This is a genomic window from Sphingomonas psychrotolerans (genome assembly GCF_002796605.1).
GTDB classification, from domain to species: Bacteria; Pseudomonadota; Alphaproteobacteria; order Sphingomonadales; family Sphingomonadaceae; genus Sphingomonas; species Sphingomonas psychrotolerans.
The window spans coordinates 1,108,071-1,133,867 of the sequence record NZ_CP024923.1 but is presented as its reverse complement, the minus strand read 5'-3'; the positions used below and the strand labels follow the sequence as shown (position 1 = coordinate 1,133,867).

Annotated in this window: 28 protein-coding genes; 8 read left to right on the top strand and 20 right to left on the bottom strand. The window is 66.6% G+C overall.

Going from position 1 to position 25,797, the window contains the following annotated elements; all coding sequences use genetic code 11:
* The first annotated feature begins 13 nt into the window (after positions 1 to 13).
* From CVN68_RS05100 to CVN68_RS05090, 3 genes are read left to right on the top strand one after another with little or no spacing between them, the layout of a single operon-like run.
* Positions 14 to 1,390 carry an AmpG family muropeptide MFS transporter gene (locus CVN68_RS05100; RefSeq protein ID WP_100281247.1) on the top strand — a complete coding sequence of 459 codons (1,377 nt, stop codon included), beginning with the start codon at positions 14 to 16 and terminating at the stop codon, positions 1,388 to 1,390.
* Positions 1,390 to 2,151 (top strand): tetratricopeptide repeat protein, encoded by a 762-nt coding sequence (locus tag CVN68_RS05095; RefSeq protein WP_100281246.1) that lies wholly within the window; start codon positions 1,390 to 1,392, stop codon positions 2,149 to 2,151. The genes CVN68_RS05100 and CVN68_RS05095 overlap by 1 nt, the downstream gene beginning before the upstream one ends.
* Positions 2,148 to 2,648, top strand: coding sequence for a DUF2939 domain-containing protein (locus CVN68_RS05090; protein ID WP_100281245.1), 501 nt, complete (start codon positions 2,148 to 2,150; stop codon positions 2,646 to 2,648). The genes CVN68_RS05095 and CVN68_RS05090 overlap by 4 nt, the downstream gene beginning before the upstream one ends.
* A gap of 58 nt (positions 2,649 to 2,706) precedes the next feature.
* On the opposite strand, the gene CVN68_RS23050 is transcribed toward CVN68_RS05090, so the two are convergent.
* The 18 genes from CVN68_RS23050 to purM form a co-directional block, all read right to left on the bottom strand.
* Positions 2,707 to 3,153, bottom strand: coding sequence for a hypothetical protein (locus tag CVN68_RS23050; RefSeq protein ID WP_158298742.1), 447 nt, complete (start codon positions 3,151 to 3,153; stop codon positions 2,707 to 2,709).
* Positions 3,154 to 3,208: 55 nt separating this feature from the next.
* The gene (locus CVN68_RS05080) at positions 3,209 to 3,646 is read right to left on the bottom strand and encodes a DUF6628 family protein (protein WP_100281243.1); all 438 of its coding nucleotides are present in this window, start codon (positions 3,644 to 3,646) and stop codon (positions 3,209 to 3,211) included.
* 71 nt (positions 3,647 to 3,717) lie between these two features.
* Positions 3,718 to 5,028, bottom strand: a complete 1,311-nt coding sequence (locus CVN68_RS05075) for a bifunctional folylpolyglutamate synthase/dihydrofolate synthase (RefSeq protein ID WP_100281242.1) — start codon at positions 5,026 to 5,028, stop codon at positions 3,718 to 3,720.
* 35 nt (positions 5,029 to 5,063) lie between these two features.
* A complete protein-coding gene (accD, locus tag CVN68_RS05070) occupies positions 5,064 to 5,924 on the bottom strand; it encodes an acetyl-CoA carboxylase, carboxyltransferase subunit beta (RefSeq protein ID WP_100281241.1) in 861 nt (286 codons plus the stop codon).
* A complete protein-coding gene (gene trpA, locus CVN68_RS05065; protein ID WP_100284214.1) occupies positions 5,921 to 6,745 on the bottom strand; it encodes a tryptophan synthase subunit alpha in 825 nt (274 codons plus the stop codon). Before trpA ends, accD begins: the two co-directional genes overlap by 4 nt.
* Positions 6,742 to 6,948: a hypothetical protein gene (locus tag CVN68_RS05060; protein ID WP_100281240.1), complete on the bottom strand. Its 207-nt coding sequence runs from the start codon at positions 6,946 to 6,948 to the stop codon at positions 6,742 to 6,744. Before CVN68_RS05060 ends, trpA begins: the two co-directional genes overlap by 4 nt.
* Positions 6,945 to 8,177: a tryptophan synthase subunit beta gene (gene trpB / locus CVN68_RS05055; protein ID WP_100281239.1), complete on the bottom strand. Its 1,233-nt coding sequence runs from the start codon at positions 8,175 to 8,177 to the stop codon at positions 6,945 to 6,947. The genes CVN68_RS05060 and trpB overlap by 4 nt, the downstream gene beginning before the upstream one ends.
* Complete coding sequence (locus CVN68_RS05050; protein ID WP_100281238.1) at positions 8,174 to 8,803, bottom strand: phosphoribosylanthranilate isomerase; 630 nt, start codon at positions 8,801 to 8,803, stop codon at positions 8,174 to 8,176. The genes trpB and CVN68_RS05050 overlap by 4 nt, the downstream gene beginning before the upstream one ends.
* 16 nt (positions 8,804 to 8,819) lie before the next feature.
* On the bottom strand, positions 8,820 to 9,332 hold the full coding sequence (locus tag CVN68_RS05045) for a GNAT family N-acetyltransferase (protein ID WP_100281237.1): 513 nt from the start codon (positions 9,330 to 9,332) through the stop codon (positions 8,820 to 8,822).
* Positions 9,333 to 9,380: 48 nt separating this feature from the next.
* Positions 9,381 to 10,070, bottom strand: a complete 690-nt coding sequence (locus tag CVN68_RS05040; protein WP_100281236.1) for a lysozyme inhibitor LprI family protein — start codon at positions 10,068 to 10,070, stop codon at positions 9,381 to 9,383.
* A gap of 24 nt (positions 10,071 to 10,094) precedes the next feature.
* Positions 10,095 to 10,769 (bottom strand): orotidine-5'-phosphate decarboxylase, encoded by a 675-nt coding sequence (pyrF, locus tag CVN68_RS05035; RefSeq protein ID WP_100281235.1) that lies wholly within the window; start codon positions 10,767 to 10,769, stop codon positions 10,095 to 10,097.
* Positions 10,766 to 11,089 (bottom strand): LapA family protein, encoded by a 324-nt coding sequence (locus tag CVN68_RS05030; protein ID WP_100281234.1) that lies wholly within the window; start codon positions 11,087 to 11,089, stop codon positions 10,766 to 10,768. The genes pyrF and CVN68_RS05030 overlap by 4 nt, the downstream gene beginning before the upstream one ends.
* An 85-nt stretch (positions 11,090 to 11,174) precedes the next feature.
* Complete coding sequence (locus tag CVN68_RS05025; RefSeq protein WP_100281233.1) at positions 11,175 to 13,463, bottom strand: patatin-like protein; 2,289 nt, start codon at positions 13,461 to 13,463, stop codon at positions 11,175 to 11,177.
* A complete protein-coding gene (locus CVN68_RS05020; protein ID WP_100281232.1) occupies positions 13,463 to 14,158 on the bottom strand; it encodes an endonuclease/exonuclease/phosphatase family protein in 696 nt (231 codons plus the stop codon). Before CVN68_RS05020 ends, CVN68_RS05025 begins: the two co-directional genes overlap by 1 nt.
* Positions 14,159 to 14,200: 42 nt before the next feature.
* Positions 14,201 to 14,404 (bottom strand): hypothetical protein, encoded by a 204-nt coding sequence (locus CVN68_RS05015; RefSeq protein ID WP_100281231.1) that lies wholly within the window; start codon positions 14,402 to 14,404, stop codon positions 14,201 to 14,203.
* A 58-nt stretch (positions 14,405 to 14,462) separates the two neighbouring features.
* Positions 14,463 to 14,831, bottom strand: a complete 369-nt coding sequence (locus CVN68_RS05010) for an MmcQ/YjbR family DNA-binding protein (RefSeq protein ID WP_100284213.1) — start codon at positions 14,829 to 14,831, stop codon at positions 14,463 to 14,465.
* On the bottom strand, positions 14,816 to 15,388 hold the full coding sequence (gene purN / locus CVN68_RS05005; RefSeq protein ID WP_100281230.1) for a phosphoribosylglycinamide formyltransferase: 573 nt from the start codon (positions 15,386 to 15,388) through the stop codon (positions 14,816 to 14,818). The genes CVN68_RS05010 and purN overlap by 16 nt, the downstream gene beginning before the upstream one ends.
* A gap of 21 nt (positions 15,389 to 15,409) precedes the next feature.
* The gene (purM, locus tag CVN68_RS05000) at positions 15,410 to 16,504 is read right to left on the bottom strand and encodes a phosphoribosylformylglycinamidine cyclo-ligase (protein WP_100284212.1); all 1,095 of its coding nucleotides are present in this window, start codon (positions 16,502 to 16,504) and stop codon (positions 15,410 to 15,412) included.
* 128 nt (positions 16,505 to 16,632) lie between these two features.
* On the opposite strand from purM, the gene CVN68_RS04995 reads away from it, so the two are divergent.
* The 4 genes from CVN68_RS04995 to CVN68_RS04980 are packed head-to-tail and all read left to right on the top strand — an operon-like array spanning position 16,633 to position 22,201.
* Entirely contained in the window at positions 16,633 to 17,910 is a 1,278-nt protein-coding gene (locus CVN68_RS04995; protein WP_100281229.1) for a hypothetical protein, read from the top strand.
* Entirely contained in the window at positions 17,907 to 18,515 is a 609-nt protein-coding gene (locus CVN68_RS04990) for a P-loop NTPase family protein (RefSeq protein ID WP_100281228.1), read from the top strand. The genes CVN68_RS04995 and CVN68_RS04990 overlap by 4 nt, the downstream gene beginning before the upstream one ends.
* A 46-nt stretch (positions 18,516 to 18,561) precedes the next feature.
* Complete coding sequence (locus CVN68_RS04985) at positions 18,562 to 20,703, top strand: RNA degradosome polyphosphate kinase (RefSeq protein ID WP_233503584.1); 2,142 nt, start codon at positions 18,562 to 18,564, stop codon at positions 20,701 to 20,703.
* Between the two features lie 4 nt (positions 20,704 to 20,707).
* Positions 20,708 to 22,201, top strand: a complete 1,494-nt coding sequence (locus tag CVN68_RS04980) for a Ppx/GppA family phosphatase (protein ID WP_100281226.1) — start codon at positions 20,708 to 20,710, stop codon at positions 22,199 to 22,201.
* Between the two features lie 90 nt (positions 22,202 to 22,291).
* Here CVN68_RS04980 and CVN68_RS04975 read toward each other — a convergent pair whose 3' ends face one another.
* Together CVN68_RS04975 and rnd are read right to left on the bottom strand one after the other, a co-directional pair.
* Positions 22,292 to 22,588 (bottom strand): I78 family peptidase inhibitor, encoded by a 297-nt coding sequence (locus CVN68_RS04975; protein WP_100281225.1) that lies wholly within the window; start codon positions 22,586 to 22,588, stop codon positions 22,292 to 22,294.
* Positions 22,585 to 23,757 carry a ribonuclease D gene (rnd, locus tag CVN68_RS04970; protein WP_100281224.1) on the bottom strand — a complete coding sequence of 391 codons (1,173 nt, stop codon included), beginning with the start codon at positions 23,755 to 23,757 and terminating at the stop codon, positions 22,585 to 22,587. The genes CVN68_RS04975 and rnd overlap by 4 nt, the downstream gene beginning before the upstream one ends.
* Before the next feature lie 168 nt (positions 23,758 to 23,925).
* Between rnd and aspS the strand changes: the two genes are divergently transcribed.
* Entirely contained in the window at positions 23,926 to 25,764 is a 1,839-nt protein-coding gene (gene aspS, locus CVN68_RS04965; protein ID WP_233503692.1) for an aspartate--tRNA ligase, read from the top strand.
* Positions 25,765 to 25,797 lie beyond the last annotated feature (33 nt).

The following is a 25,797-nucleotide window of genomic DNA, read 5'->3' as shown; positions in this document are numbered from 1 at the left end:
GAGGGAGCAAGGGATGGCGGACGGGGCGGTATTGGAGGAAGGCACGCGCGGCGGGTTCGGCGCGACGATGGCACCCTATTTCCGTTCGCGGCCGATCGCGGCGTTGCTGCTCGGCATCTCGAGCGGTTTTCCGCTGGCGCTGCTGCTCGGCACGATGACCTTCTGGCTCGCGAAGGTGGGGATCGAGAAAAAGACGATCGGCTTCGCGATCGGGTTGACCACGCCGTACACACTTAAATTCCTGTGGGCGCCTTTGGTCGACCGGCTCAAGCTGCCAGTGCTCACCGGGCTGTTCGGCCAGCGCCGGGCGTGGCTGTTTCTCGTCCAGGCGTTGCTGTTCGGATCGGTCTGGATGCTCGGCGCGAGCCGGCCCGAGCTGCATCTCGGCGTCTTCGCCTTCTGGGCAATCGTCACTGCTTTTCTCGGTGCGACGCAGGACATCGTCATCGATGCCTATCGCATCGAGATCCTGCCCGAGGACGAACTCGCCCATGGCACCGCCAACAATCAGTTCGGCTATCGGCTCGGCGCGTTCTTCGCTGGCGTGGGGACCATCGCACTCGCTTCGACGGAAGGGTTCGGGCTCGGCTGGGGAATGGCATATGGTCTCACCGGGCTGTGCATCCTGCCGGGCATGATCGCGGCATTGTGGATGGGGCCGGGGCTGCACGACAAGGTGCTGAGCAACGAAGCACCGCGCCAGAGCGTGGGCCAATGGCTGCAGACGACGCTGATCGGGCCGTTCGGCGAGTTCCTGATGCGCCGCGGCGCGCTGCTGATCTTGCTGTTCGTCCTGGTCTACAAGCTCGGCGACGCGATGGGGCAGGCTATGCTCAATCCGATGATCGTGGAATTGGGCTTCAGTGACACCGAGTTCATCGCGATCAACAAGGTGATCGGCTTCTGGGGACTGATCCTCGGCACCGCGCTGTCGGCACCGTTGCTCGCCTGGCTGGGCATGGGGCGGGCGCTGTTCGTCTCGGGGGTGCTGATGATGGTGAGCAACCTGACCTTCGCGATTCTCGCCTCGCAGGGCCATTCGACTCTGTGGCTGACGATCGCGGTCGCAACCGAACAAGTGACCAGTGGGCTGGGGCTGACGATCTTCGTGACCTACCTCTCAGGGCTGTCGAGCCTGGCTTATACCGCGACCCAATTCGCCTTGCTGTCGTCGCTCGCCGGGGTCGGGCGAACGTGGCTGTCGAGCCCGGCCGGGATCATCGCCGAGCAGCTCGGCTGGGTCGGTTTCTGGATGATGACCACGATCGTCGCCCTGCCGGGCATGCTGCTGCTGTGGATCCTGTGGCGCAAGGGCTTCGTAGTCGAGAGCGTGCGCAAGGCGCGCGCGGGTGCCAAGGAAGCGGCTCCGGCGGGCACGGCGGCACGCTGATGCCGTTCCTCGTCGTTATCGGGCTGCAGGTGATCTGCATCGTCCATCTGATGCGTACCGGGCGCAATCCCTTGTGGCTGACTGCGTTGATCTTCCTGCCGGTGGTGAGCGCGATCGCCTATCTGATCGTCGAGGTGCTGCCGGGGATGGGGAGCAACCGTCATGTCCGGACGGTGCGGGCGAAGGCGATCGACACGATCGATCCCGAGCGCGAACTGCGCGCCGCGCGCGATGCGCTGGGGCTGGCCGATACCGCCGCCAATCGGCTGCGCGTTGCCGATGCGCTGGCGGGGCTGGGGCGGCACGGTGAGGCGGTGCCGCTGTACCGCGAGAGCATCGCGATGACGCCCGGCGAGCCCGATGTGCGCAGTCAAAGCAAGCTCGCACTGTCGCTGTTCGAGAGCGGGCAGGCGGCCGATGCGCTGGCGCTGCTCGACGCGATCCCGACTCCGCTGGGTCAGAGCGAGCGCGACCGGCAGGCGCTGCTGCGCGCGCGCGTGCTCGATCATCTCGGCAGCAAGCAGGAGGCACTCGACCTCTATGCCGATCTGGTCACGCGCATGCCCGGCGAAGAGGCGCGCTGCCGCTATGCCGCGCTGCTGATCGAGCAGGGGCGCGAGGGCAGGGCGCTCGGCGTGCTCGAGGAAGTCGAAGGGCGGATGCGGCGGTTGAGCCGGCACCAGCGCGCCGCCGATGCGGGCATGTATCGCTGGGCGACCGAAGCGCTCGCCGGGCTTCGTGCCAAGGGAGTGGGGCAATGAGGCGCTGGATCATCGCCGCCGCCGTGTCGCTGGCGCTGGCCGGCGGCGGATGGCTGTGGGGCTCGCCCTATCTCACCTTGCTGCAGCTCAAAAAGGCGGCGGATGCGCGCGACCTCACGGCGATCTCGGCGCGGATCGATTATCCGGCGGTGCGTGCGGACCTGAAGACGCAGTTGCAGGACCGACTCGGCGGTCGCGGCGGGTCGGAACTGGACAAATTGGGGGCGGCGCTGGCCGAGCGGTTCGCCGATCCGGTGGTCGATGCGGCGGTTACGCCCGAGGGCATGCGCGCGCTGTTCGCCAGCGCCGCCGTCGCCGAGGCGGCGCGACCGGGTTTCGCGAGCGCGAAGCCCGGCGAGATGCGAGTGCGCAGGGATGCGCTGGGCCGGTTCGCGCTGGTGCCGACGCACGGTGCGGGGCCGGAAGTGGTGTTCGAGCTGCAGGGGCTGAACTGGCGGGTGACGGCGGTCCGCCTGCCGGGAGGGCGGTTGCTTTAGCGGAGAAATGCACGACCGCTACCGGTCCCCAATTCTACGGCATGCGTAAATTGGGATCTCAGGTGCGCAGATCGACGCGGCCGCCGTGATCGTGCCGCATGACCTGCATGGCGGTTTCCAGCATCTTGCGTGTCATGTCGTCGTTGCGCGAGCGCGCGCCGGCAATACCGTCTTGCGTCATCAGCACGAAATTCACCTGCTCCCGATCATCGAGTGCGAGCGGCGCGTCGTGGCCTGCCTCGACCGGAATCCTTACCGTCATCCCGAGGAACGCAGAGCTGTCATCAAGCGACATTTCCCCGCCAATAATCTTGCCGTTCATCCAGTCGAACATTTCCTTACGGGTCATGCTGGTGAAATCGGGCTGACTATTGTCCTTCTCAGCCGGTGCTGCGTTCGCCGTGGTCATGATGGCCGAGAATGCAGCAGCGCTGTTGGACGCCGCGGTCGGTGATTGCGTCGGTCGAATAGCTGCCAGAGCGTTGCCGCCTTCGTTAATTCTCACCAGATTTCCTTCACTTTCTCGCTCTTTATAGTGTCCTCCTTCGGTTAATTTCGAGCTAAGGTGTCGCCTCGTCCAGCGGTAGCGCGAGATCGGCGAAGGCGTTGGCCAGAGCATGCGCGGTGAAGCCGATGCTCGCGGCGTCGCGGACGCCGAGCAGGTCGGCCAGGAGCATGTTGGCGCGGGCGGGATGCGTGCGGATGCCGGCGATCACTTCGAGCAACGTCGCCTCCGGGCCGGTCATGCGCGCGCAGCACCACGGCGCGATCTGGATCGGGCCGGCCGAGGCTGCCGACATCTCGGCCATCAAGGCGCGCAAGAGGACCAACGGACGCTGGAAGCCCTTGCCAAACGCCGTGACAAAGGCGTGCGCCGTGCAGGCGTCGTGGAGGCCGTGCGCGCCCATTTGACGGATTCCGAACAGCAGCAAGCGGGCGCCGGCGTCCTCGGGCTGGAGCACAGGCAAAGCAGCGGCAAGCGTATGGGCAGCGGACATGAACGACTCCCGCGTGGATGATGCGGGATTGTCACCAGTCAGCTATTGCAAGTCAATCGCAATAAGTCGTTTTAGTCGGGCAGTTCGTCGTTTGCTGCGAGCGCGGTGCCGGCGAGGTAGAGCGATCCGAGTATCAGCACGAGCGGCGCGCCTTCGCGCGGGATCGCCAGAAGCGCGGCGGGGATATCGGGCGCTTCGCTGCTCGCAAGGCCGACCCGGCGCGCGCGCGCGACGAGATCGCCGGGGGAGTGATGCGGATGGCCCGGCACCGGAACGGCGGTGAGCGATCGGGCGATCGGCGCGAATCGCGCGATCATCGCATCGGCGTCCTTGTTCTCGAGCATGCCGAGCACGAGGTGGAGCGGGCGATCTCCCACGATCTGTGCGGCGGCGCGGCTTACTGCCTCGGCGGCGTTGGCGTTGTGGCCACCATCCAGCCAGATTTCGGCGCCGGCGGGGAGCAACGCCGTGAGCGGCCCCGGCCAGAGACGCTGCATCCGCGCCGGCCAGCGGGCCGTCCGTGCGGCGGCGGACAAAGCGGCGTCGGGGACGGCGAGCGCGCGTTGGTGGCGCAGTGCCGCGATGGCCAGCGCGAGATTGGCCGGCTGATGCGCGCCGGCGAGGGCGGGGAGGGGCGTGACCAACGCGCCTTCGGCGTCGCGATAATATAGCGCATCGTCGCGTGTTTCGTACGACCATGCCTGCCCTTCGGCGATGACCGGTGCGGCGACGGTCCCGGCATAGCGATCGACCACGTCGGCGATGTCGGCCGGATAGGCCATCGTAACCAGCGGCACGCCTGACTTGGCGATCCCGGCCTTTTCGGCTGCGATCTGTGCAAGGGTGTCGCCGAGAAACGACTGGTGGTCGATGCCGAGCTGGGCGATCGCCGTGACTGCGGGCCCGGGGATGACGTTGGTCGCGTCGAGCCGCCCGCCAAGCCCGACCTCGACGATGCACGCATCAGCGGGGGTGCGGGCAAAAGCGAGGAAGGCGGCGGCGGTGGTGACTTCGAAGAAGCTCGCCCCGATGTCGCCGCCGGCGTCGAGAACCTCGGCGAGGAGCGTGGCGAGCGTGGCGTCGTCGATCAGCTTGCCGGCAAGGCGGATGCGTTCGTTGAAGCGGACGAGGTGCGGGCTCGAATAGACATGCGTGGTGCGGCCGGCGGCTTCGATCGCGGCGCGCAGGAACGCGCAGGTTGAGCCTTTGCCGTTGGTGCCGGCGACATGGAGCACGGGCGGCAGGCGCAGTTGCGGGTTCCCGATACGCTCGAGCAGTCGGGTGATGCGCTCGAGGCCGAGGATGTCGGCGCCCGGGGAGAGCGCGGCGAGGCGATCGAGCTGGCGCTGGACGGCGGGATCGGTGGAGGTGGCGAAGTCCATCTACTCCCTCTCCCCGCAAGCGGAGAGGGAGCTGTTCACGCCGCCGCTTTCGTGTCCGTCAGCAGGCCGATCAGCCGGCCGAGCACTTCGCGCAGGTCCTTGCGGTGCTCGACCCGGTCGACCAGCCCGTGGTCGCGATAATATTCCGAGGTCTGGAAATCGTCGGGGAGCTTTTCGCGGATCGTGTTCTCGATCACACGGCGGCCGGTGAAGGCGAGCGTCGCGCGCGGCTCGGCGATCTGGACATCTCCGAGCATCGCATAGGCGGCCATCACGCCGCCCGAGGTCGGATCGGTAAGCACGACGATATAGGGCAGGCCCGCATCGTGGAGCATCTCGATCGCCACGGTGGTGCGCGGCATCTGCATCAGGCTGAGAATGCCCTCTTGCATGCGCGCGCCGCCCGAGGCGGTGAACACGATGTAGGGCGCGCGTGCCGCAATCGCCGCCTCGACGCCGGCGATGAACGCCTCGCCAACGGCCTGGCCCATCGATCCGCCCATGAAGGCGAAATCCTGGACGCCGATCACGGCTTTCTGGCCGAGGATCGTGCCCGAGGCGTTGAGGAACGCATCGGGCTCGCCGGTCGCGGTGCGCGCGGCCTTGAGGCGGGCGGGATAGGGCTTCTGGTCGCGGAACCTGAGCGGGTCGTCGACGACCCTGGGGCTGGTCAGGGCTGTGTAGCTGCCTTCATCGAACAGATATTCGAAGCGGCGGGCCGGGCCGATGCGCTCGTGATGATCGCAGGTCGGGCAGACATAGAGATTTTCCTCCAGCTCCTTGGAGAACACCATCGTCCCGCATCCCTTGCACTTGTGCCAGAGATTGTCGGGAGTCTCGCTGGTCTTGGTGGTGACATAAGCGAGAGCGTTGCGGACGCGGCTGATCCAGCTCATGCCCAATTTTCCTTTTCAAAGGCGCCCTTGGAGGCGGCCAGCGCCGCGGAGAGGGACTGGATATAGGCGCGGACCTGCGCGGGCGCATCGGGCCCATGCTGGCCGACCAGCTCGACGATCGCCGAGCCGACAACAACGCCATCGGCGACGCGGCCGATCGCGGCGGCCTGTTCGGGGGTGCGGACGCCGAAACCGACGGCGATCGGCAGGTCGGTGGCGGCCTTGAGCCTGGCGACTGCGTCCTCGATCGAGGCCTGCGCGGCCTGCTGGAGCCCGGTGATCCCGGCGACCGAGACATAATAAACGAAGCCCGACGCGCCGAAGAGCACCGCAGGGAGGCGCGCGGCGTCGGTGGTCGGGGTGGCGAGGCGGATGACATCGAGGCCGTGCTCGGCGAAGGGGGCGAGCGTGTCGGCTTCCTCGGGCGGGATGTCGACGCAGATGATCCCGTCAACTCCGGCGGCCGCGGCGAGCGCGGCGAACCGGGCCGGATCGGGGCGCGTCATCGTGTTGGCGTAGCCCATCAGCACCAGCGGCACGCCGGGATGGCGGTCGCGGAAGGCACGGGCGATCGCGAGCACGTCGGTGGTGCGCGTGCCGGCGCCCAGGCTGCGCAGATTGGCGGCCTGGATCGCGGGGCCGTCGGCCATCGGATCGGTGAATGGCATGCCGAGCTCGATCACGTCGGCACCTCCTGCGACCAGCGCATCGAGGATGTCGCCGGTCGCGGCGGGGGTGGGATCGCCGGCAGTGACGAAGGTCACCAGCGCTGGGTGACCCTTGGCGAAGGCGGCGGACAGGCGGGAGCGAAGCGCGTTCATGACGCCCATCCCGCGCGCGGCTTTTGCCAGATCCGATCAAAGACCCGTCCGCCGCCAATACCGATACAAGCACCAAAAATGCCTGCCAGCAGCGCATGCCACCCGGGAGGCAGGCCCGCCATGTCGGACAGGAAGACCGTCGCGCCGGAAGTGACGATCACCGCAGCCAGGAGGAATGTGAGCTTTGCGAGCGGGCGCTTCACAGGTCAAACCCCAGCGCGTCGGCGACAGTGAAGATGTCCTTGTCGCCGCGGCCCGAGACATTGACGACGATGATCTGATCCTCCCGCATTTCGCGTGCCTTGGCCGGCACTGCTGCGAGTGCATGCGAACTTTCGAGCGCGGGGATGATTCCTTCGAGGCGACAGCACAGCTGGAACGCGTCGAGCGCTTCGGTGTCGGTGATAGGCACATATTCGACCCGGCCGCTCTCGTGCAGCCAGCTATGCTCGGGGCCGATGCCGGGATAATCGAGCCCGGCCGAGATCGAATGCGCCTCGGTGATCTGGCCGTCTTCGTCCTGGAGCAGATAGGTGCGATTGCCGTGGAGGATGCCGGGGGCGCCGCCGGTGAGGCTGGCGGCATGCTCGCCGGTCTCGATCCCGCGGCCCGCCGCCTCGATGCCGAGCATCTTCACGTCGGGATCGTCGAGGAAGGGATGGAACATCCCGATCGCATTCGATCCGCCGCCAACCGCGGCGATCAGCAGGTCGGGCAGGCGGCCCTCGCGTCGCAGGATCTGCGCGCGGGTCTCGGTGCCGATCACGCTCTGAAAGTCGCGGACCAGCTCGGGATAGGGGTGCGGACCGGCGGCGGTGCCGATGATGTAGAACGTGTCGTGGACGTTGGCGACCCAATCACGCAGTGCCTCGTTCATCGCGTCCTTGAGCGATTGCGAGCCGCTGGTTACCGGCTGGACCTCGGCGCCGAGCAGCTTCATGCGGAAGACGTTGGGCTTCTGCCGTTCGATGTCCTTGGCGCCCATGAAGATCGTGCAGGGCAGCCCGAAGCGCGCAGCGACCGTCGCGGTGGCGACGCCGTGCTGACCGGCGCCGGTCTCGGCGATGATCCGCGTCTTGCCCATGCGGCGGGCGAGCAGGATCTGGCCGATACAATTGTTGATCTTGTGGGCGCCGGTGTGGTTCAGTTCCTCGCGCTTGAAATAGATCTTCGCGCCATGGCCCGCCGGCGCGGATTCGCGCAACGCTTGGGTCAGCCGCTCGGCATAATAAAGCGGGCTGGGGCGGCCGACATAATGTTCGAGCAGATCGTCGAACTCGGCCTGGAAGGCGGGATCGACCTTCGCCGCGCGATATTCGCGTTCGAGATCGAGGACCAGGGGCATCAAGGTCTCGGCGACGAAGCGGCCGCCGAACTGGCCGAAATGCCCCCGATCGTCGGGCTGCGCGCGGAAGGAGTTTGGTACGGTCATGATATGGCCACCGCCTTAAGGAATGCCGCGATCTTGTCCACATCCTTGACGCCGGGTGCCGATTCGACACCCGAGGAGACGTCGACTGCGCCTGCACCGGTGATGCGGATTGCCTCGGCGACGTTGGACGAGTCGAGCCCGCCCGACAGCGCCCAGGGAAGCGGGTGGCGATGCCGCTGGAGCAAGGTCCAGTCGAAGCGCAGCCCCATGCCGCCGGGGAGCGCGGCGTCGTCGGGCGTCTTCGCGTCATAGAGGATGCGATCGGCCGCGCCGGCGAAGGGCGCCGCTGCACCCAGATCCACAGCGGTTTTGACTGCCACCGCTGCCCAGACGGGGATGCGCCGGCGGATCACTGCGGCACGCTCCGGCGTCACCTTATGGAGCTGGACTGCGTCGAGGCCGGTGGCGATCGCGGCAGCAAGCAGCACATCGTCGGGGTCGACGAACACGCCGATTTTCTCGACATAAGCCGGCGCCCGGACGGCGAGCGCGCGCGCCTGATCGAAGCCGAGATTGCGCGGGGAGGGCGGAAAGAAGACGAAACCCACCTGCTTCGCGCCGCCTTGCACTGCGGCGTCGAGCGTCCCGGGCGTGCTGAGCCCGCAAATCTTTGCTGTCACCGACATGGCGCGCGCATAGCGCTCAGGCGAGGGACTTGACCAGCACCGTCATGAACAAAGGCGGATCGACCGGGAAAACGAAATCGCGTCGTTCGCCGGTCTGGACATAGCCGCGACGTTCGTACCAGGCGATCAGCCGAGGCCGCACATCGATGACGGTCATTTCGATGCGATCGGCGCTGAGTTCTTCCCGCGCGCAAGCCTCGGCCGCGGCAAGCAATTGCTTGCCCGTGCCGCCCGTCTGCAGCGTCGGATCGACGCAGAGCAGGCCGAGATAGGCGAGACCGTCGCCCTTGTCGGTGAGGTTGACGCATCCAATGACGGCGCCGTCCCGCTCGGCGAGCAGCAGGCACTGCGCCGGATCGGCAGCGATCGCCTTGAGAGTCTCCAGATCCGTGCGCTGTCCCTCGAGGAGATCGGCTTCGTGGGTCCAGCCCTGACGCGCGGTCTCCCCGCGATAGGCGCGTTCGATCACCGGGTGGAGCGCGGGCAGGTCTTCTTGGGTGGCGACGCGAATGGTCACGATCTCAGGCATGCCGCGCTATCTCTGACGCGACGTCGTTTTTGGCAAGTAGCGGCGCGGCTATTGGCTGGCAGCGACCCAGTTGTTGGCGGGCAGGAACGCGTCGCTCAGCCCGTAATTGCCTTTGCAATAATGCTTGCAGCCGGCCGAGGCGTTGGTGTCGATCCGCGTGACATGGCCGGTCCTGTCGCGAGTAAGGAGGAAGTCGATCTTGCAGGCGCCTGCGCTCCAGCGCGCCCTGGCAGGCGAGGCGAGCGTGGCAATTGCGCCGGCCTCGCTGTCGTTCGCCGGGAACTTGCAGAGCATTTCGCCCTCGCGATCCCTGACGAGGGTGAAGTCGAACTGGTTGGCGTCGACATGGGTGATCGCCAGCGTCGCGACATCGGCAGTCTTGTAGCTCGCTTCCCAAGCCTCTTCGGTGAAGTTGCGGAGCGCGGCAACCTGACGGGTGTAGTCGGCCTCGACTGCGGCCGGATCGCACGTCCTTGCGCAACGGGTGCGCAGGACCTGCTGCCAGTCACGCTGTTGGCCGCGGAAACTCGCTTTATCAAATAGCGACGCTAGCCTCGCACGATAGAGCGTGGCGACCTCGCCATCGAGCCTCGAGAGCTTCGGGCTGGCGCAGATCGTCTTTTCGAGCGGATGGCTGGCCTTGCTACAATCGAAGCTGGCGGACTGCGGGGTTGCGGCAGGAAGGCCGAATAAAGCGAGCAACAGCGCAAAAAGTCCGAAACCTGCAATCCGCGCCATTTTACCCCTCCTGTTATGCGTCCGCTATAAGGTCGCCTCGATGTCGCGGGCCGCCTGATCCGGATCTTCGGCCTGGGTGATCGGCCGGCCGACGACGAGGATCGAGGCGCCGGCATCGAGCGCCGCTCGCGGCGTGACGACGCGCTTCTGATCGCCGATCACGCCGTTGGCGGGGCGCACGCCGGGCACGACGAAGAAGCCGTGCGGCCAGGCCTTTTTCGCTGCGGCGACTTCCTCACCCGAGCAGACGATCCCGTCGACGCCCGCCGATTTGGCGAGCTCGGCGAGGCGCACCACCTGTTCGTGCGGATCGGGGCTGAGGCCGATCGACACGAGATCGCGATCGTCGAGGCTGGTGAGCATCGTCACGGCGACGACCTTGGTGCCGCTCGGCGCCGCGGCCTTGGCGTCCTCAAGCATCGCGCGGCCGCCGGCGGCGTGAACGGTGAGGATCGCCGGCTCGAGCGGGCGCAATGCCTGGATCGCCTTGGCGACAGTATTGGGGATGTCGTGGAATTTGAGATCGAGGAAGATCGGCAGCCCGACCTCAGCCATCTCGCGCACGCCGTGGCGGCCATTGGCCATGAAGAATTCGAGCCCGAGCTTGATCCCGCCGACATGATTGCGGACGCGCTGCGCTATCGCCTTGGCGCGGTCCATGTCGGGCGTGTCCAGCGCGACGTAGAGCGGCGCGCTCATGACTGCGGATCCGCGATCAGCGGCGGGGCGGGGAAAGTGGCGATCGCAACCGCGGGCTCGGGAGCCACTGCGCGCAGATCGGCAAGCGCGCGTTCGAGCCCGGCGAGCCGCTGGCGCGAGCGCCAACGCAAGGTCTGATAGGCGACCAGCGCCGGCAGCAGACCGAGCAGGAAAGTGATGATCAGCAGCAAAGGCAGGCTGAAATCGGCGACGAGCCCGCCCCACAGGCGGATATCGACGCGCTCGTCGCCATTGTAGATCACAAAGGCCGCGACGAGGCCGCCCAGCAACAGCCAGAACAGCACCTTCAGAAACCGCATGCCTTCCCTTTCCTGATAAGAATGGAGCAACACTAGGCCGGGCGCCGGGCATTGCCAACTCTCCCTCTCCGATGGGAGAGGGAGTTCAGCCGATCTCCGTCCGCAGCTCCGCGAACAGCCCCGGGATCGCCTTCAACCGTTCCTCCTCTTCGTCGAGGATCGCGTGGAAGGCGTTGCGCTTGATCTCCGCCACTCGCGCTTCGGATAGACGATCCGCGACCGGCAAGGCCGACAGGACGATGTCGATCAGCCGGTCGGCGCCGTGGAGGCGGCCCCAGAGATAGTCGTTCTCGCGATAGGCGCGGCTGAAGAAGGCGCCGAAGCTGTTGAACTGGATGCCCTTGAGCGTCGCGTGGGCGCCGCCGGTGCGGATGGTGGTGGCGTCGTCGGGGGAGATGCGGTCGACGCGGATCGGATCGAACTCGTCCATGCCCTCCCCCTGGAGCAAAGGCAAAGTGGCGATGTCGAAGAACGGGAAGCCGAGATGCGCGAGCAGCATCGGGCGGCGCAGATCCTTCGACAGCGCGCTGAACCCGACCGAAAGCCGGGCGTCGGTCGCCTGATCGAGCGCCTTCAATTGCATCCGCTCGGCGACCAGATCGAGCACCGGCCCGGCATCGCCGGTCATTTCGCGCACCGCGCCGCGGAGATCGGCAAAGGTGTCCGTGCGCTTGAGCTCGAGATAGCCGGCGAGCGATTCGTAGATCGCCTCGCGCATCGGCAGCAGTTCGGCATGCGTTCTCGGCAAATCGATTTCGGTCAGCCGCCGCGCGAGCAACCGGAGTCGCCGGATACGGAAGCCGAGATCGTGCGCGCGCAGGAATTCGAGCGTCTGCGGGCTGGCGCCGTTGGACAAGGTGGCGCCGAAGCGATCGCCGCCGCGCGCCTGCACCGCATGCGCGACTGCCGCCCGGATTTCGCGCAGCCGTTCGGGGACGTGGCGATCGCCGATCGTGTAGAGCAGCCGCGCGATGCGATCGATCGTGCCGTCGACCTTGAGCAATCCATAAGCGGTGTGGCCGTATCCCGCCTTGGCGGCCGCGGCGACCTGTGCGCGGCGGCGCCAGCTGGCTAGCCGTTTGGGCGTCGGGTAATCGAGCCACAAAGTATAACCGAAGAGCGATTCTACTTGTGTCTCCACTTCGGTGCGGATCTCGGCGACGATCGCCAGCATCCGCTCGATCCGGTCGGAGCGCGCCGAGATCGCTTCGAGATTGTCGCGGATCGGCTGCTCGCGTGGCAATTCGGAAAGTGCCCCGATGATCGTCTGGAAGAAGCCGGGCGTCTCCTGCGGCGTGCCGTAAAAATCGAAGCGCACTCCGGGCGCGGGATCGACGAAGACGAAGCGACGATCGACCTGACGACGCGCCGGGCGCTCGCGCAGTGCGTCGATCGCAGGGCGGAAGGGCGCATTGGCGAGCACCGAACCGTCGATCAGGACTGCCTTCTCGGCGCGGTTGTCCGACCATTGCTGCGGCAGCACCGATTCGAGGAATTCGTCGCGATCCGGCCAAGGGGTACCGCGTTCGGTTAGGAAACTGTCCATTTCCTCGACCGTCGCCGGGGGGAAGGCGCCGGGAAAGCTCGACGTCGCGCGCGCCGCGAAGGCCAGCCCGGCGGGATCGGCGAACGCTGCCCCCTCGGCACCGTGATCGCTGAAGTGGAAAACCAGCCGGTGCTCGGTCTCGATCACATGCGGCGGCGAATTGAGACGGAGCTCCTCGGGGTGGCCGCGGAAATCGGTGACGGTTACGAACAGGTCGAGCGGCTGCCCCTGCGGGAGCAGGCGCTTGTAGCGCGGGCCCGCCGCCATCGCATCGAAGGCATCGAGCAGCATGCCGAGCAGGCGTTTGCCCCCGAACGGTGGCTCAAACCAGCGCGAGCGCACGAAATGCTCGAGCTTGAGGCGGACTTCCTCGCGCGCGATCGGATCGACGGTTTCGTGGATCGTCTTGCTGCGATTGGCGACGATCCACGCGATCGGCGTCGCCCAGATCTTGGCGAAACGATGCGATGGTGCCTGCCGCGGCTCGAGCAATGCCTCGACGTCGGCGTGCTGAATCCACAGATCGGTGAGCGGATCGAGCGACTGGCCGGTGGCGATCGCCTGGGCGAGGAACACTGCGTTGATCCCGCCGGCGCTGGCGCCCGAGAGGATGTCGACCAGCACGCGCAGGTTGATCCCCGAGGCTTCGCGGATCTCGTCGAGCAACAGGCGATAGACGCCATTGCAGTCCTCGCCCTCGCGCGCGGCACAGCTTGCCCGGGCGAGCCGCCAGATCTCCTTGGTGATTCCGTGCATGTAGACGGCGAGGCTGATCCCGCCATAGCAGACGAGCGCGAGCCGCAGCTCCTTGTCGCGGGTAGCGGTCATCAGGCGGGCCGGACCGTCGCCCAGATCGGCAGATGATCGGAGGCGGTGCGCGAATTCAGACTTTCATGCACGCCGGCGGCGTCGATCACGAGATCGTGGCTGACCATGATACGATCGAGCCGCGCCATCGGCCGGCGGGCGTGGAAGCTCTTGCCGGTGGCAGCGAACTGATAATGCTGGGCGAAGTCGCGCAGGCAGCCGCTCTGCGGAGTCCATTCGTTGAGGTCGCCCATCAGCACGGTGGGATATTGACGGGCGCACGATTCGACATGGGCCATGATCGCATGCGCCTGGCGGCGACGCCACAGCCCCGACAGATCGAGATGCATGCCGACAATGCGTAGCACCTGTCCGCGTACCCGGACTTCGGCCATCACCGCGCCGCGCGGCTCGAGCGCGGGCAGATGGAGCGCCTCGCAACTGAGGATCTCCGCGTCCCTGCGCACCAGCAGCGCATTGCCGTGCCAGCCCATCGAGCGTGCGCGCATGCCGAAGGGGATCGCCTTCCAGTCGCCATGCTCGGCGAGCAGATGGCCGGTGAGCACCGCCTCGCGCATGCCGAAGCGCCGATCGGCCTCCTGCAGCGCGATCACGTCGGCGTTCACTTCGCAAAGTACCTGGAGCGTGCGCTCGGGCCGGCGCCGGCGATCGGTGCCGATCGACTTGCGCATATTGTAGCTGGCGACTTTTATCATCTGCGCCCCTTATCGCGGGGCCAATGGGGGCGGGGCAAGGGGTTAGCTCGGATGCGCTTCGCTATCGGTCTGGTTGCCATGTGTCTGGCGCGCCTCCTCGGCGGCGGCGATCAGGCTGCGGCCGGTGGCCTCGGCCGCTTCCGGAGTCATCGATACCGCGGTGCCGTCGGGACCGTCGAGCAATACCAGGCCCTGTTCGGCGCTGGCGACGCCGGGCTTGGCTTCGGGGCCTTGTGGTGAAGTCATGTTGGCGTTCCCTCTCGATCCGACGGAGGGAGAACTCGGTGGCGTGGTGGGCGTTCCTTCAGCGCCCGCCGGCTTCGAGCAGGCGGCGCGGCGCGGCGAGCTCCCAGCTACGCGCGATGCGATCGCCGACGTGCGCCCAGTCGGTGTCGTCGCGGCCGATCGCGAGGCCGACCCATTCGGCCTGGAAATAAGCGACACGCGAATAATTTTCGGGCGCCGCCTCGATCAGCATCCGCGCCTCGTCGGCATCGGCGGTCTTGACCGCGACGATGGTGCGGCCGTCGCCGTGATGATCGTGGCGGAACTGGGCGAACATCTTGCCGGCGACGAAGAAGGTCGGCTGGCCGTGACTGACGCGTTCCTCGGTCTCGGGAAGGTCGAGCGCGAGCGCGCGGACCTGATCGAGCGGGATCAGCGGTTCAGCCATTCCGCGACAACCCGGGGATAGAGGCGATGTTCCTCGGCGAGCACGCGCGCGGCGAGCGTCTCCACGGTATCGCGCGCTTCGATCCGCACCTGCGCCTGACCGAGGATCTCGCCGCCGTCGAGCTCCTCGGTGACGATATGCACCGAGCAGCCGGCCTCGGCGTCGCCCATCGCCAACGCGCGGGCGTGGGTGTCGAGGCCCTTGTATTTCGGCAGCAGCGAGGGGTGGATGTTGACGATCCGGCCGCGCCAGCGCGCGACGAAATCGTCCGACAGCAAGCGCATATAGCCAGCGAGCGCGATATATTCGGCGCCGGCCTCGCGCAGGGCGGCGTCGATCTTCGCCTCATATTCGGGCTTGGGTATGCCCTTGGGCGATTGGGCGAAGGTGGCGACGCCTTGCGCACGCGCCCAGGCAAGGCCGGCGGCTTCGGGCTTGTCGCTGGCGACGAGGATGACCTGATAGGGGCAGTCGTCGGCGCGCGAGGCCTCGACCAGCGACGCCATGTTGGAGCCGCGACCGGAGATCAGGATGCCGAGCTTCTTGCGTCCGGTCATCGCGCCACCCCGATTGGAGCATCAATCATTGTGAGTCGCGCTCCAGTCGGCACGCGCGCTCCATGTCTCGGTCGAGCCGAACACGGTGCAGCCGCGCGGACCTTCCTCGACGGTACCGATGCGGAATACCGTTTCGCCGGCCTCGGCCAGCTCTGCAGCGACCGCCTCCGCGTTCTCCGCCGCCACCGCGGCGACCATGCCGATCCCGCAATTGAAAGTGCGCGCCATCTCTTCGGGCTCGATATTCCCCTGCGCCTGCAGAAACGCCATCAGCCGGGGAAGCGGCCACGCGGCCGCGTCGATCCGCGCGTGGCAGTTTTCGGGGAGCACGCGCGGGACATTTTCGAGCAGGCCACCGCCGGTGATGTGGGCGAGGCCGCGGATATTGCCCTTGCGCAGCTGCGGGAGCAGGCTCGCGACGTAAATCCGCGTCGGCGCCATCAGCGCGTCGAGCAGAATGACGTCCTGATCAAATGCCGCCGGCCGGTCGAGCTTCCAGCCCTTGTCGGCGGCGAGTCGACGGACGAGCGAGAAGCCGTTGGAATGAATGCCGGTCGAAGCCAATCCGAGCAGCACGTCGCCGGGGCGAATCGCGCTGCCGTCGAGCAATTGGTCGCGCTCGACCGCGCCGACGCAGAAGCCCGCGAGGTCGTAATCGCCCTCGGCATACATGCCCGGCATCTCGGCGGTCTCCCCGCCGATCAGTGCGCAGCCGGCCTGGCGACAGCCCTCGGCGATCGAGGCGATCACCCGCTCGGCAGTCTCGGGCACGAGTTTGCCGCTGGCGTAATAATCGAGGAAGAACAACGGCTCGGCGCCCTGAACGATCAGATCGTTGGCGCACATCGCGACGAGATCGACCCCGACGCCGTCATGCGCGTCATGCTCGATCGCGAGCTTCAATTTGGTGCCGACGCCGTCGTTCGCGGCGACGAGCAGCGGATCGGTGAATCCTGCCGCCTTGAGGTCGAACACGCCGCCGAACCCGCCCAATGCGGCGTCGGCGCCGGGACGGCGGGTGGATTTGGCCAGCGGGCCGATGGCGCGCACCAGCGCATTGCCGGCCGCGATCGAGACGCCCGCCTGGGCGTAGGTGTAACCTTTGGGTTCGCTCATGCGGAGCCGCTTAGCGCCGACTTCCGCTTTCGTCACCCCGGCGGAAGGGCCGAGACGAAGCACGAAAGTACCCTGTGGGGATACTTCCGCTTGGATTTCCGCGTCCGCTTCGCCAAAAGGGCCGCCGCATGCAGCTGTCCCGGATTTCGCTCACCATCGGTATTGCCGGCGCGCTCGCCCTTGCGGGGGCGGGCGTGGTGATGGCGCAAGGCGAGGGCGGCGGCGCCAGCGCGGTGCCGATCGACGCCTCGGGCAGCTTCGAGGTTTCGGGCGTCCAGGTCGACGTGACCGGCAAGAATGCCGACGCGGCGCGGCAAGGCGGCTGGCGGATCGCGCAGCGCAAGGGCTGGGAGATGCTGTCCGAGCGGCTCACCGGCAAGAAATCCACGCTCAGCGATTCGGCGCTCGACGCATTGGTCACCGGAATCGTCGTCGAGCGTGAGCAGATCGGGCCGTTGCGTTACATTGCGCGGCTCGGCGTGCTGTTCGATCGCGACAAGGCAGGCGCCATTCTGGGGGTCTCGACGGCAGTGACTCGCTCGGCGCCGATGCTGCTGGTCCCGCTCGAATTTTCGGGCGGCGTCGGCCGGGTGTTCGAGCGCGAGACCGCGTGGTCGCGGGCGTGGAACCGCTTCAGGAGCGGCGGCAGCACGATCGATTATGTCCGGCTGCGCGGCGCCGGCCCCGACGCCATGTTGCTCAACGCCGGGCAGACGCTGCGGCGCGGGCGTAACTGGTGGCGCGTCGTGCTCGACCAATATGGTGCGTCGGACGTGCTCGTCGCCGAAGTCCAGCTGCGCCGCGAATATCCGGGCGGGCCAATCGTCGGCGTGTTTGCCGCCAATCACGGGCCGGACAAACGCCCGATCGCCAGCTTCGCGCTGCGAGTCGACAATGGCGATTCGCTGGACGCTCTGCTCGATGCGGGTATCCTGCGGCTCGATCAGGCCTATCAGAAGGCGCTCGCTTCGGGCCTGTTGCGTCCCGACGCGCTGCTTGCCGTCCGTCCGCCGCGGGTGAAGACCGCCGAGGAACTTGCAGCCGAAGCGGCCGCCGCCGCCGAGGCAACCCCTACGCCAACGCCGAGCGCCAGCAGCACCGCGACCGCGAGCTTCACCGTGCAGGTCGATACGCCAAGCGCGGGCGCGCTCACTGCGTCCGAATCGGCGGTGCGTGGGGTGCCGGGAGTGCGATCAGCAGTGACGACCAGTCTCGCTCTGGGCGGCATTTCGGTGATGCGGGTCGGCTATGACGGTGCGATCGGCGGCCTTCGTGCCGCGCTCGAGGCGCGCGGCTGGCAGGTGCAGGAGGGCCCTGGCGTGCTCCTCATCCGGCGTGGCGGGGCCACGAGAACGCCCGCCGCCTCGCCATCGCCCCAGGCCACGAGCACCCCGGCGAGCAAATGAGCCAGCTGCGCCTGCCGCTCGGACTTCCCGAGGCGCGCGAGACGGAATTTCTTGTCGGCGAATCGAACGCACGCGCTGTCCACCAGCTCGAACATTGGGCGACGTGGCCGGTGATGTCGGCGCTGCTGGTCGGCCCGCGCAAATCGGGGCGCAGCCTGCTGGCGCGGATCTTCGCGGTGAAGAGCGGCGGGCGGATCTTCGACGATGCCGATCGTGCCGGGGAGACGGAAGTTTTCCACGCCTGGAACCAGGCGCAGCAGGAACGACGGCCGCTGCTGATCGTAGCCGAAGCGACGCCGCCCATCTGGGAGGTCAAGCTCCCCGATCTGCGTTCGCGGCTTGCGGCGTCGCCGTTGCTCGAACTCGGCCCGCCCGACGATCTGTTGATGCCGCAGCTGATCGAGCGTGCGTTCGAACGGCATTTGCTGCATGCGAAGCCCGATGTGATCGCCTGGCTGGCCAGAAGAATCGAGCGCAGCCATGTGGCGATCCTGCGCGTTGCCGACGTGCTGGAGATGGAGGCGGTGGACAATCGCCTGTCGATCCCGGCGATGCGCGCGGTGCTCACCGCAAATGGTCTCATAACCGAAACGGACGAACCCTAGGGCGATGACCAAGGCAGCAAGCAAGCAGTCCGCAGGGGGCGTTTCGATGACCGATCAACCGGCCACGCCGGAAAAGCGTTATTTCAATCGCGAGCTGAGCTGGCTCGCGTTCAACCGCCGCGTGATGGAGGAGGCGTGCAACCCTGCGCATCCCTTGCTCGAGCGGCTGCGCTTCCTGTCGATCTCCGGCTCGAACTTCGACGAATTCTTCATGGTCCGCGTCGCCGGGCTGATGGGGCAGCAGCTCCAGCGCGTCGAGGCGCGTTCGGCCGACGGAATGACCCCCGGGCAGCAGCTGGCGGCGATCTCCGACGAAGCGGAGATTCTCGCCGACAGCCAACAGAGCGTGTGGCACGACATCCGCACCCAGCTGGACGAAGTCGGCATCCATGTCCTCGAGCCCGAAGCGATCGAGGGCGATACCGAGGTCTGGCTGCAGAATCATTTCCGCGAGCAAATCTTCCCGATCCTGACGCCGCAGGCGCTCGATCCGGCGCATCCGTTCCCGTTCATTCCGAACCAGGGATCGAGCGTGATCTTCGACCTCGTCCGCCGATCCGATCGCGAGCCGATTCGCGAGCTGGTGCTGCTACCGACGACGATGCCGCGCTTCGTGCGGCTGCCGGGCGAGCCGGCGCGCTATGTCGCGGTCGAAGTGTTGCTCAAGCGCTTCACCCATTTGCTGTTCCCCGGCTACGACGTGCTCGGTTCGGCGGCGTTCCGGGTGCTGCGCGACAGCGACATCGAGATCGAGGAGGAGGCCGAGGATCTGGTCCTCACCTTCCGTTCGGCGATCAAGCGCCGTCGCCGCGGCCGTGTCATCCGTCTCGAGATGGAGGACGGCATGGCGCCCGAGCTCGAGGCGGTGCTCAAGGAAGAGCTGGGCGGGATCGAGGCGCTGCTCACCGAGACCGGGGGCTTCATCGGTATCGGCGATCTTTCGATGCTGGTCGAAGAAGACCGGCCCGATCTGAAGTTCACGTCGTATTCGCCGCGCTTTCCCGAACGGGTCCGCGAATATGGCGGCGATTGCTTCGCGGCGATCCGGGCCAAGGATTTCGTCGTCCACCACCCTTATGAGAGCTTCGACGTAGTGCTCTCGTTCCTCGGTCAGGCAGCGAGCGACCCCGACGTCATCGCGATCAAGCAGACGCTCTATCGCGCGGGCAAGCAGCCCGCGGTGATCAACGCGCTGATCGCCGCAGCCGAGGCCGGTAAATCGGTGACCGCGGTAGTCGAGCTCAAGGCCCGGTTCGACGAGGAGCAGAATCTGTATTGGGCCACCGCGCTCGAGCGCGCCGGTGTTCAGGTGGTCTATGGCTTCATCGATTGGAAGACCCATGCCAAGGTCTCGATGGTCGTGCGACGCGAGGGCGGACAATATCGCACCTACTGCCATTTCGGCACGGGCAATTATCACCCGATTACGGCGCGTATCTATACCGATCTCAGCTTCTTCACTGCCGATCCCAAGGTGGGGCGCGATGCGGCGCAGCTGTTCAATTACGTCACTGGCTATGTCGAGCCTGCGTCGCTCGAATTGCTCAGCCTGAGCCCGCGTGACCTGCGCAACCAGCTGGTCGCCCTGATCGATGCCGAGATCGGCCACGTCCGTGCGGGCCAGCCAGGCGCGATCTGGGCCAAGATGAACTCGATCGTCGACCCGGCGGTAATCGAGAAGCTCTACGAAGCGAGTGCCGCGGGGGTGGAGATCGACCTGATCATCCGCGGCATTTGCTGCCTGCGCCCCGGCGTGCCCGGCCTTTCCGAGAATATCCGGGTCAAGTCGATCGTCGGGCGCTTCCTCGAGCACAGCCGGATCTGGGCGTTCGGCAACGGCAAGGGCTTGCCCGGCGACGGCGCCAGGATGTTCATTTCGTCGGCGGACTGGATGCCGCGCAACTTCGATCGCCGCGTCGAGTTCATGTTGCCGATTCTCAACAAGACGGTGCACGACCAGGTGATGGACCAGGTCATGGTCGCCAATCTGCTCGACGATGAGCAGAGCTGGCAGCTTCAGCCCGACGGCCGCTATGTTCGCGTCGAACCGGGCGCCGAGCCGTTTAACCTGCACCGCTATTTCATGACCAATCCGTCGCTCTCGGGGCGCGGCGCCGCGCTTGAGAAGCGCAAGCCGGTCCCCACGCTGTCGCTCAAGCGGCGGCGCTCGGCGAAAAAGGAAGTTTGACGCAATGGCGACGGTCCTTCGCACGCCGGAGCAACGGGCCGCGCCCGCCAAGGCTCGCACCGGGATCATCGACATCGGCTCGAACTCGGTCCGTCTCGTCGTGTATGAAGGCGCGGCGCGGCTGCCGGCGGTATTGTTCAATGAGAAAGTGATGGCCGGGCTCGGTCGGGCGCTGAGCGAGACCGGCGCGATCGACAAAGCCGGGCTGAAGCGCGCGCGCGCGGCGCTGTCGCGGTTTGCCGCGCTTGCCCGCGAGATGCAAGTGAGCGAGCTGCGCACCGTTGCGACCGCGGCGGTGCGCGACGCCTCGAACGGCGGCGAGCTGATCCGCGCCGCCGAGATGCTGGGGCTCGAGGTCGAACTCTTGTCGGGAGTCGAGGAAGCGACTGCATCGGGGATGGGCGTGCTGTCGGGCATTCCCGACGCCGATGGTGTGGTCGGCGATCTCGGCGGCGGCAGCCTCGAGCTGGTGCGGGTCGTCGCGGGCACCGTCACCGATCGCGTTTCCTTCCCGCTCGGAGTCCTGCGGCTCGGCGCGATCCGCGCAGAGGGCAGGGACGCGCTCGACCGCCGGGTGGCGCGGCTGATCGCCGAATCGGGCTGGACGGAGCGGGGCAGGGGCTTGCCGCTCTATCTGGTCGGCGGATCGTGGCGTGCATTGGCGCGGCTCGACATGCACCAGACCGGCTATCCGCTGCCGGTGGTCCATCAATATCCGATCGCAATCGACCGGGTCGCCGAGTTGCAGCAGGTTCTCGCCGAGATCCCAAGGCCCGAACTCAAGGCGATCCCCGACATTTCCGGAGCGCGTATCCCGACGCTGCCCGACGCAACGGCGTTGCTGCTCAGCGTGCTCAGGCATCTCGGCAGCAGCGGCAGCGTGGTCTCGGCTTATGGGCTACGCGAAGGGCTGCTCTATCAGCGGCTGAGCCCTAGCCAGCGCCGCGAGGACCCGCTGATCGCCGCGGCGCGCGACGAGGGCGATCGTTCGGGACGTTTTCCCGAACATGGCGACGTCATCGACGCGTGGATCGCGCCATTGTTCGACGACGCGCCCGAGCTCGCCCGGATCCGCCACGCCGCGTGCCTGCTCGCCGATGTCGGCTGGCGCGCCAATCCCGAATTCCGCGCCGAGCGCGGCATGGAGATCGCGCTCCACGGCAATTGGGTGGCGATAGACTCGGCCGGCCGCGCGGTGCTCGCCCAGGCGCTGTACACCGCCTTGGGCGGCGGAGTCGGCTGCCCGGAGCCGCTGGCGGCGCTTGCCGACGCCGAGGCGCTGGCGCGCGCGCGATGTTGGGGGTTGGCGATTCGGCTGGGACAGCGGCTGAGCGGCGGCGTCGCCGCACCGCTCAGGCGCTCGCAGATCGCGCTGGAGGACAGCACGCTCACGCTGTCGCTCGAAGGGCGCGACGAGGCGTTGTACGGCGAGGCGGTCGAGAAGCGTCACAAGGCGCTCGCGGCGGCGTTCGGCCGCGCGCCGGTGCTGGAGGTCTAGCTTTTCCGCGCTCCTGCGGAAGCAGGAGCCAAGATTACAAACGAATCACTCCGCGACTCCGGGTTCCTGCTTTCGCAGAAGCACCGGGCGTCAGCCGCAGTGGGCCCGGACGATCTTGCCGTGCTCGTCCACCTCCAGGTTCAGCCGGTCCTCGCGATAGTCCATGGTCACCGCCATGCCGGGTGCGATCCAGCGAATGTTCTTCGCGCCGGAGAGGCGCAACGCCTGTTTGGTTACCGCTTCGCTGCGACTCTTGCCGGTCAGGCTGCCGAGGCCGTCGGCGACGCACTTGCCGGTTGCAGCGGGCGGCGCCTCGGCTTGGGGGCGCTCGTCATAGGTGCAGGCACCGACGGCGAGGGCGACGAGCGGGAAGGCAAAGCGGATCATGACGGCTCCTCGGTTCGAGTCATCTTGAGCTTTCCGTTGCGCACGGTGAACCCGAGCTGACCTTCGACCAGTTCGAGCGCATCGCGGCCGAACTGCTCGAAGCGCCAGCCTTCGAGGATCGAGAGGTCCTTGCGCACTCCGGCGGCGAGTGCCTCGAGATCGTCCGAGCGGGCGAGCAACCGGGCGGCGACGTTGATTTCCTTGGCGCGGATCTTGAGCAGCAGCTTGAGCAAGTCAGCGACGAGCGCGCCGTCCTTTCCCAAAGCGGGCTTGCGGTCGTCACGCGCGGGGAGTTCGTCGCTCGACATCGGCTTGGCACTCTCCAGCGCTGCCATCAGCCGGCCACCGATATCGTTGCCGCCCCATGCCGGCGACAGCCCGCGGACCTTGGCAAGATCGCCCTGCTTGCGCGGCGGCGTTCCGGCGAGATCGGCGAGGGTCTCGTCCTTGATGATGCGGCCGCGCGGCAAATCCTTGCCCTGCGCCTCGATTTCGCGCCAGCGGGCCAGCGCCTTGAGCCGGCCGAGCACTTCGGGCTTGCGGCTCGAGACGCGGACGCGCTGCCACGCCTCGTCGGGGTCGTTGTGGTAATTCTCGGGATCGGCGAGCCGTTCCATCTCCTGATCAAGCCACGCCCCCCGGCCGGTCTTGCGCAGCTTCTCGAGCATCTTTGGGAAGATCTCGGAGAGATAGGTGACGTCGCAGATCGCATAATCGATCTGGCGCTTGTCGAGCGGACGGCGGCTCCAGTCGGTGAAGCGGGCGCCCTTGTCGACAGTGATGCCGAGATAGGTGTCTACGAGATTCGAATATCCTATCTGTTCGCCCTGGCCGAGCGCCATCGCCGCGACCTGGGTGTCGAACAGCGGGTGCGGAGTCTTGCCGGTGAGGTTGTAGACGATCTCGATGTCCTGCCCGCCGGCGTGGAAGACCTTGAGGACCTCCTCATTGTTGGTCATCAATTCGAGCAAGGGCGTCATGTCGATTCCGCCCATCGGATCGACTGCCGCAGCCTCCTCGTCATCGGCGATCTGGATGAGACAGAGCTCGGGCCAATAGCTGTTTTCGCGCATGAACTCGGTGTCCACGCAGATATACGGCTTGGTGGCGAAACGGGCACAGAGATTGGCGAGGGCGGTGCTATCCTCGATCAGACCATGAATATGCATCGGCGGCCCATATACTGGTCTTCGGGTTGACAAAAGAGGGTGGGAGGGGAAAGCGCGCAGCCATTCCACCGTCATCCCGGCGAAAGCCGGGATCTCAGGCCTCATGCGATGCGCTCGTGGCACGAGATCCCGGCTTTCGCCGGGATGACGATCCTAGAGAAGAGAATTATGCACGCCTATCGCACGCACACTTGCGCCCAGCTCCGCGCCATTAATGTCGGCGAGGAAGTCCGCCTTTCGGGCTGGGTCCATCGCAAGCGCGATCATGGCGACCTCGTCTTCATCGACTTGCGCGACCATTATGGCATCACCCAGATCGTCACCGACGTCAGCGGCCCGGCCTTCGCGGTAATCGAGTCGCTGCGCGCCGAATCGGTGATCACCGTCACCGGCAAGGTCGTGGCGCGCGACGCCAGCGTGGTGAACCCGAACCTGCCGACCGGCGAGATCGAGGTCCGCGCCGCCGAGGTGACCGTCCAGTCGCCGGCGCAGGAGCTGCCGCTCCCGGTGTTCGGCGAGGCCGAATATCCCGAGGATATCCGCCTGCGCTATCGCTTCCTCGATCTGCGCCGCGAGCGGCTGCACAAGAACATCCTGCTGCGCTCGAACGTCATGGCCTCGCTGCGTCGCCGGATGATCGACCAGGGATTCACCGAGTTCCAGACGCCGATTCTCACCGCGAGCAGCCCCGAGGGCGCACGCGACTATCTGGTTCCCAGCCGCGTCCATCCGGGCAAGTTCTACGCGCTCCCGCAGGCGCCGCAGATGTTCAAGCAGCTGCTGATGGTCGCCGGCTTCGATCGCTATTTCCAGATCGCGCCTTGCTTCCGCGACGAGGATGCGCGTGCCGATCGTAGCCCCGGTGAATTCTATCAGCTCGATTTCGAAATGAGCTTCGTCACCCAGGACGATGTGTTCGCGGCGATCGAGCCGGTGCTCCACGGCGTGTTCGAAGAGTTCGCCAACTGGGAAGGCAAGGGCCGCAGTGTCTCGCCGCTGCCGTTCAAGCGCATCCCGTACCGCGAATCGATGCTGAAATACGGCAACGACAAGCCCGATCTGCGCAATCCGCTGCTGATCACCGACGTCTCCGACTTCTTCAAGGGATCGGGCTTCGGCCGCTTCGCCTCGATCGTCGAGGGCGGCGATGTGGTCCGCGCCATCCCGGCGACCAATACCCACGAGAAGAGCCGGAAGTTCTTCGACGACATGAACAGCTGGGCGCAGTCGGAGGGCTTCCCTGGGCTCGGCTATGCGACGCAGAAGGACGGCGTGTTCGGCGGCCCGATCGCCAACAACCATGGCCAGGAGGGCATGAAGGCCATTGCGGAAGCGATGGGTCTCGGCCCCAATGACGGGATCTTCTTCGCGGCCGGCAAGGAAGCGCAGGCCGCAAAGCTCGCGGGGCTCGCACGCACCCGCGCCGCTGAGCAGCTCGAGCTGATCGACCAGAGCCGGTTCGAATTCTGCTGGATCGTCGATTTCCCGATGTTCGAGGCCGACGAGGACACGGGGAAGATCGACTTCAGCCACAATCCCTTCAGCATGCCGCAGGGCGAGCTCGAGGCGCTGGAGACCAGGGACCCGCTCGATATCCTCGCGTACCAGTATGACATCGTCTGCAACGGCGTCGAGCTGAGCTCGGGCGCGATTCGGAACCACCGTCCAGAGATCATGTACAAGGCGTTCGAGATCGCCGGCTACACCCAGGCCGATGTCGACACCAATTTCGCCGGCATGATCAACGCCTTCAAGTTCGGCGCTCCTCCGCACGGCGGTTCGGCGCCGGGTGTCGACCGCATCGTGATGCTGCTGGCCGACGAGCCCAACATTCGCGAGGTGATCGTCTTCCCGATGACGCAGAAGGCGGAGGACCTGATGATGCAGGCCCCGAGCTTCGTCAGCGAGAAGCAGCTCAAGGAGCTGAACATCCGACTCGCGCCGCAGGTTGCCGCCGATCTCGCAAAGAAGGGCACCGACGGCATCGTCGATCCCGCGGCGGGCTGAGCGTATCTCCCGCTCCCGCCGGGAGCGGGAAGG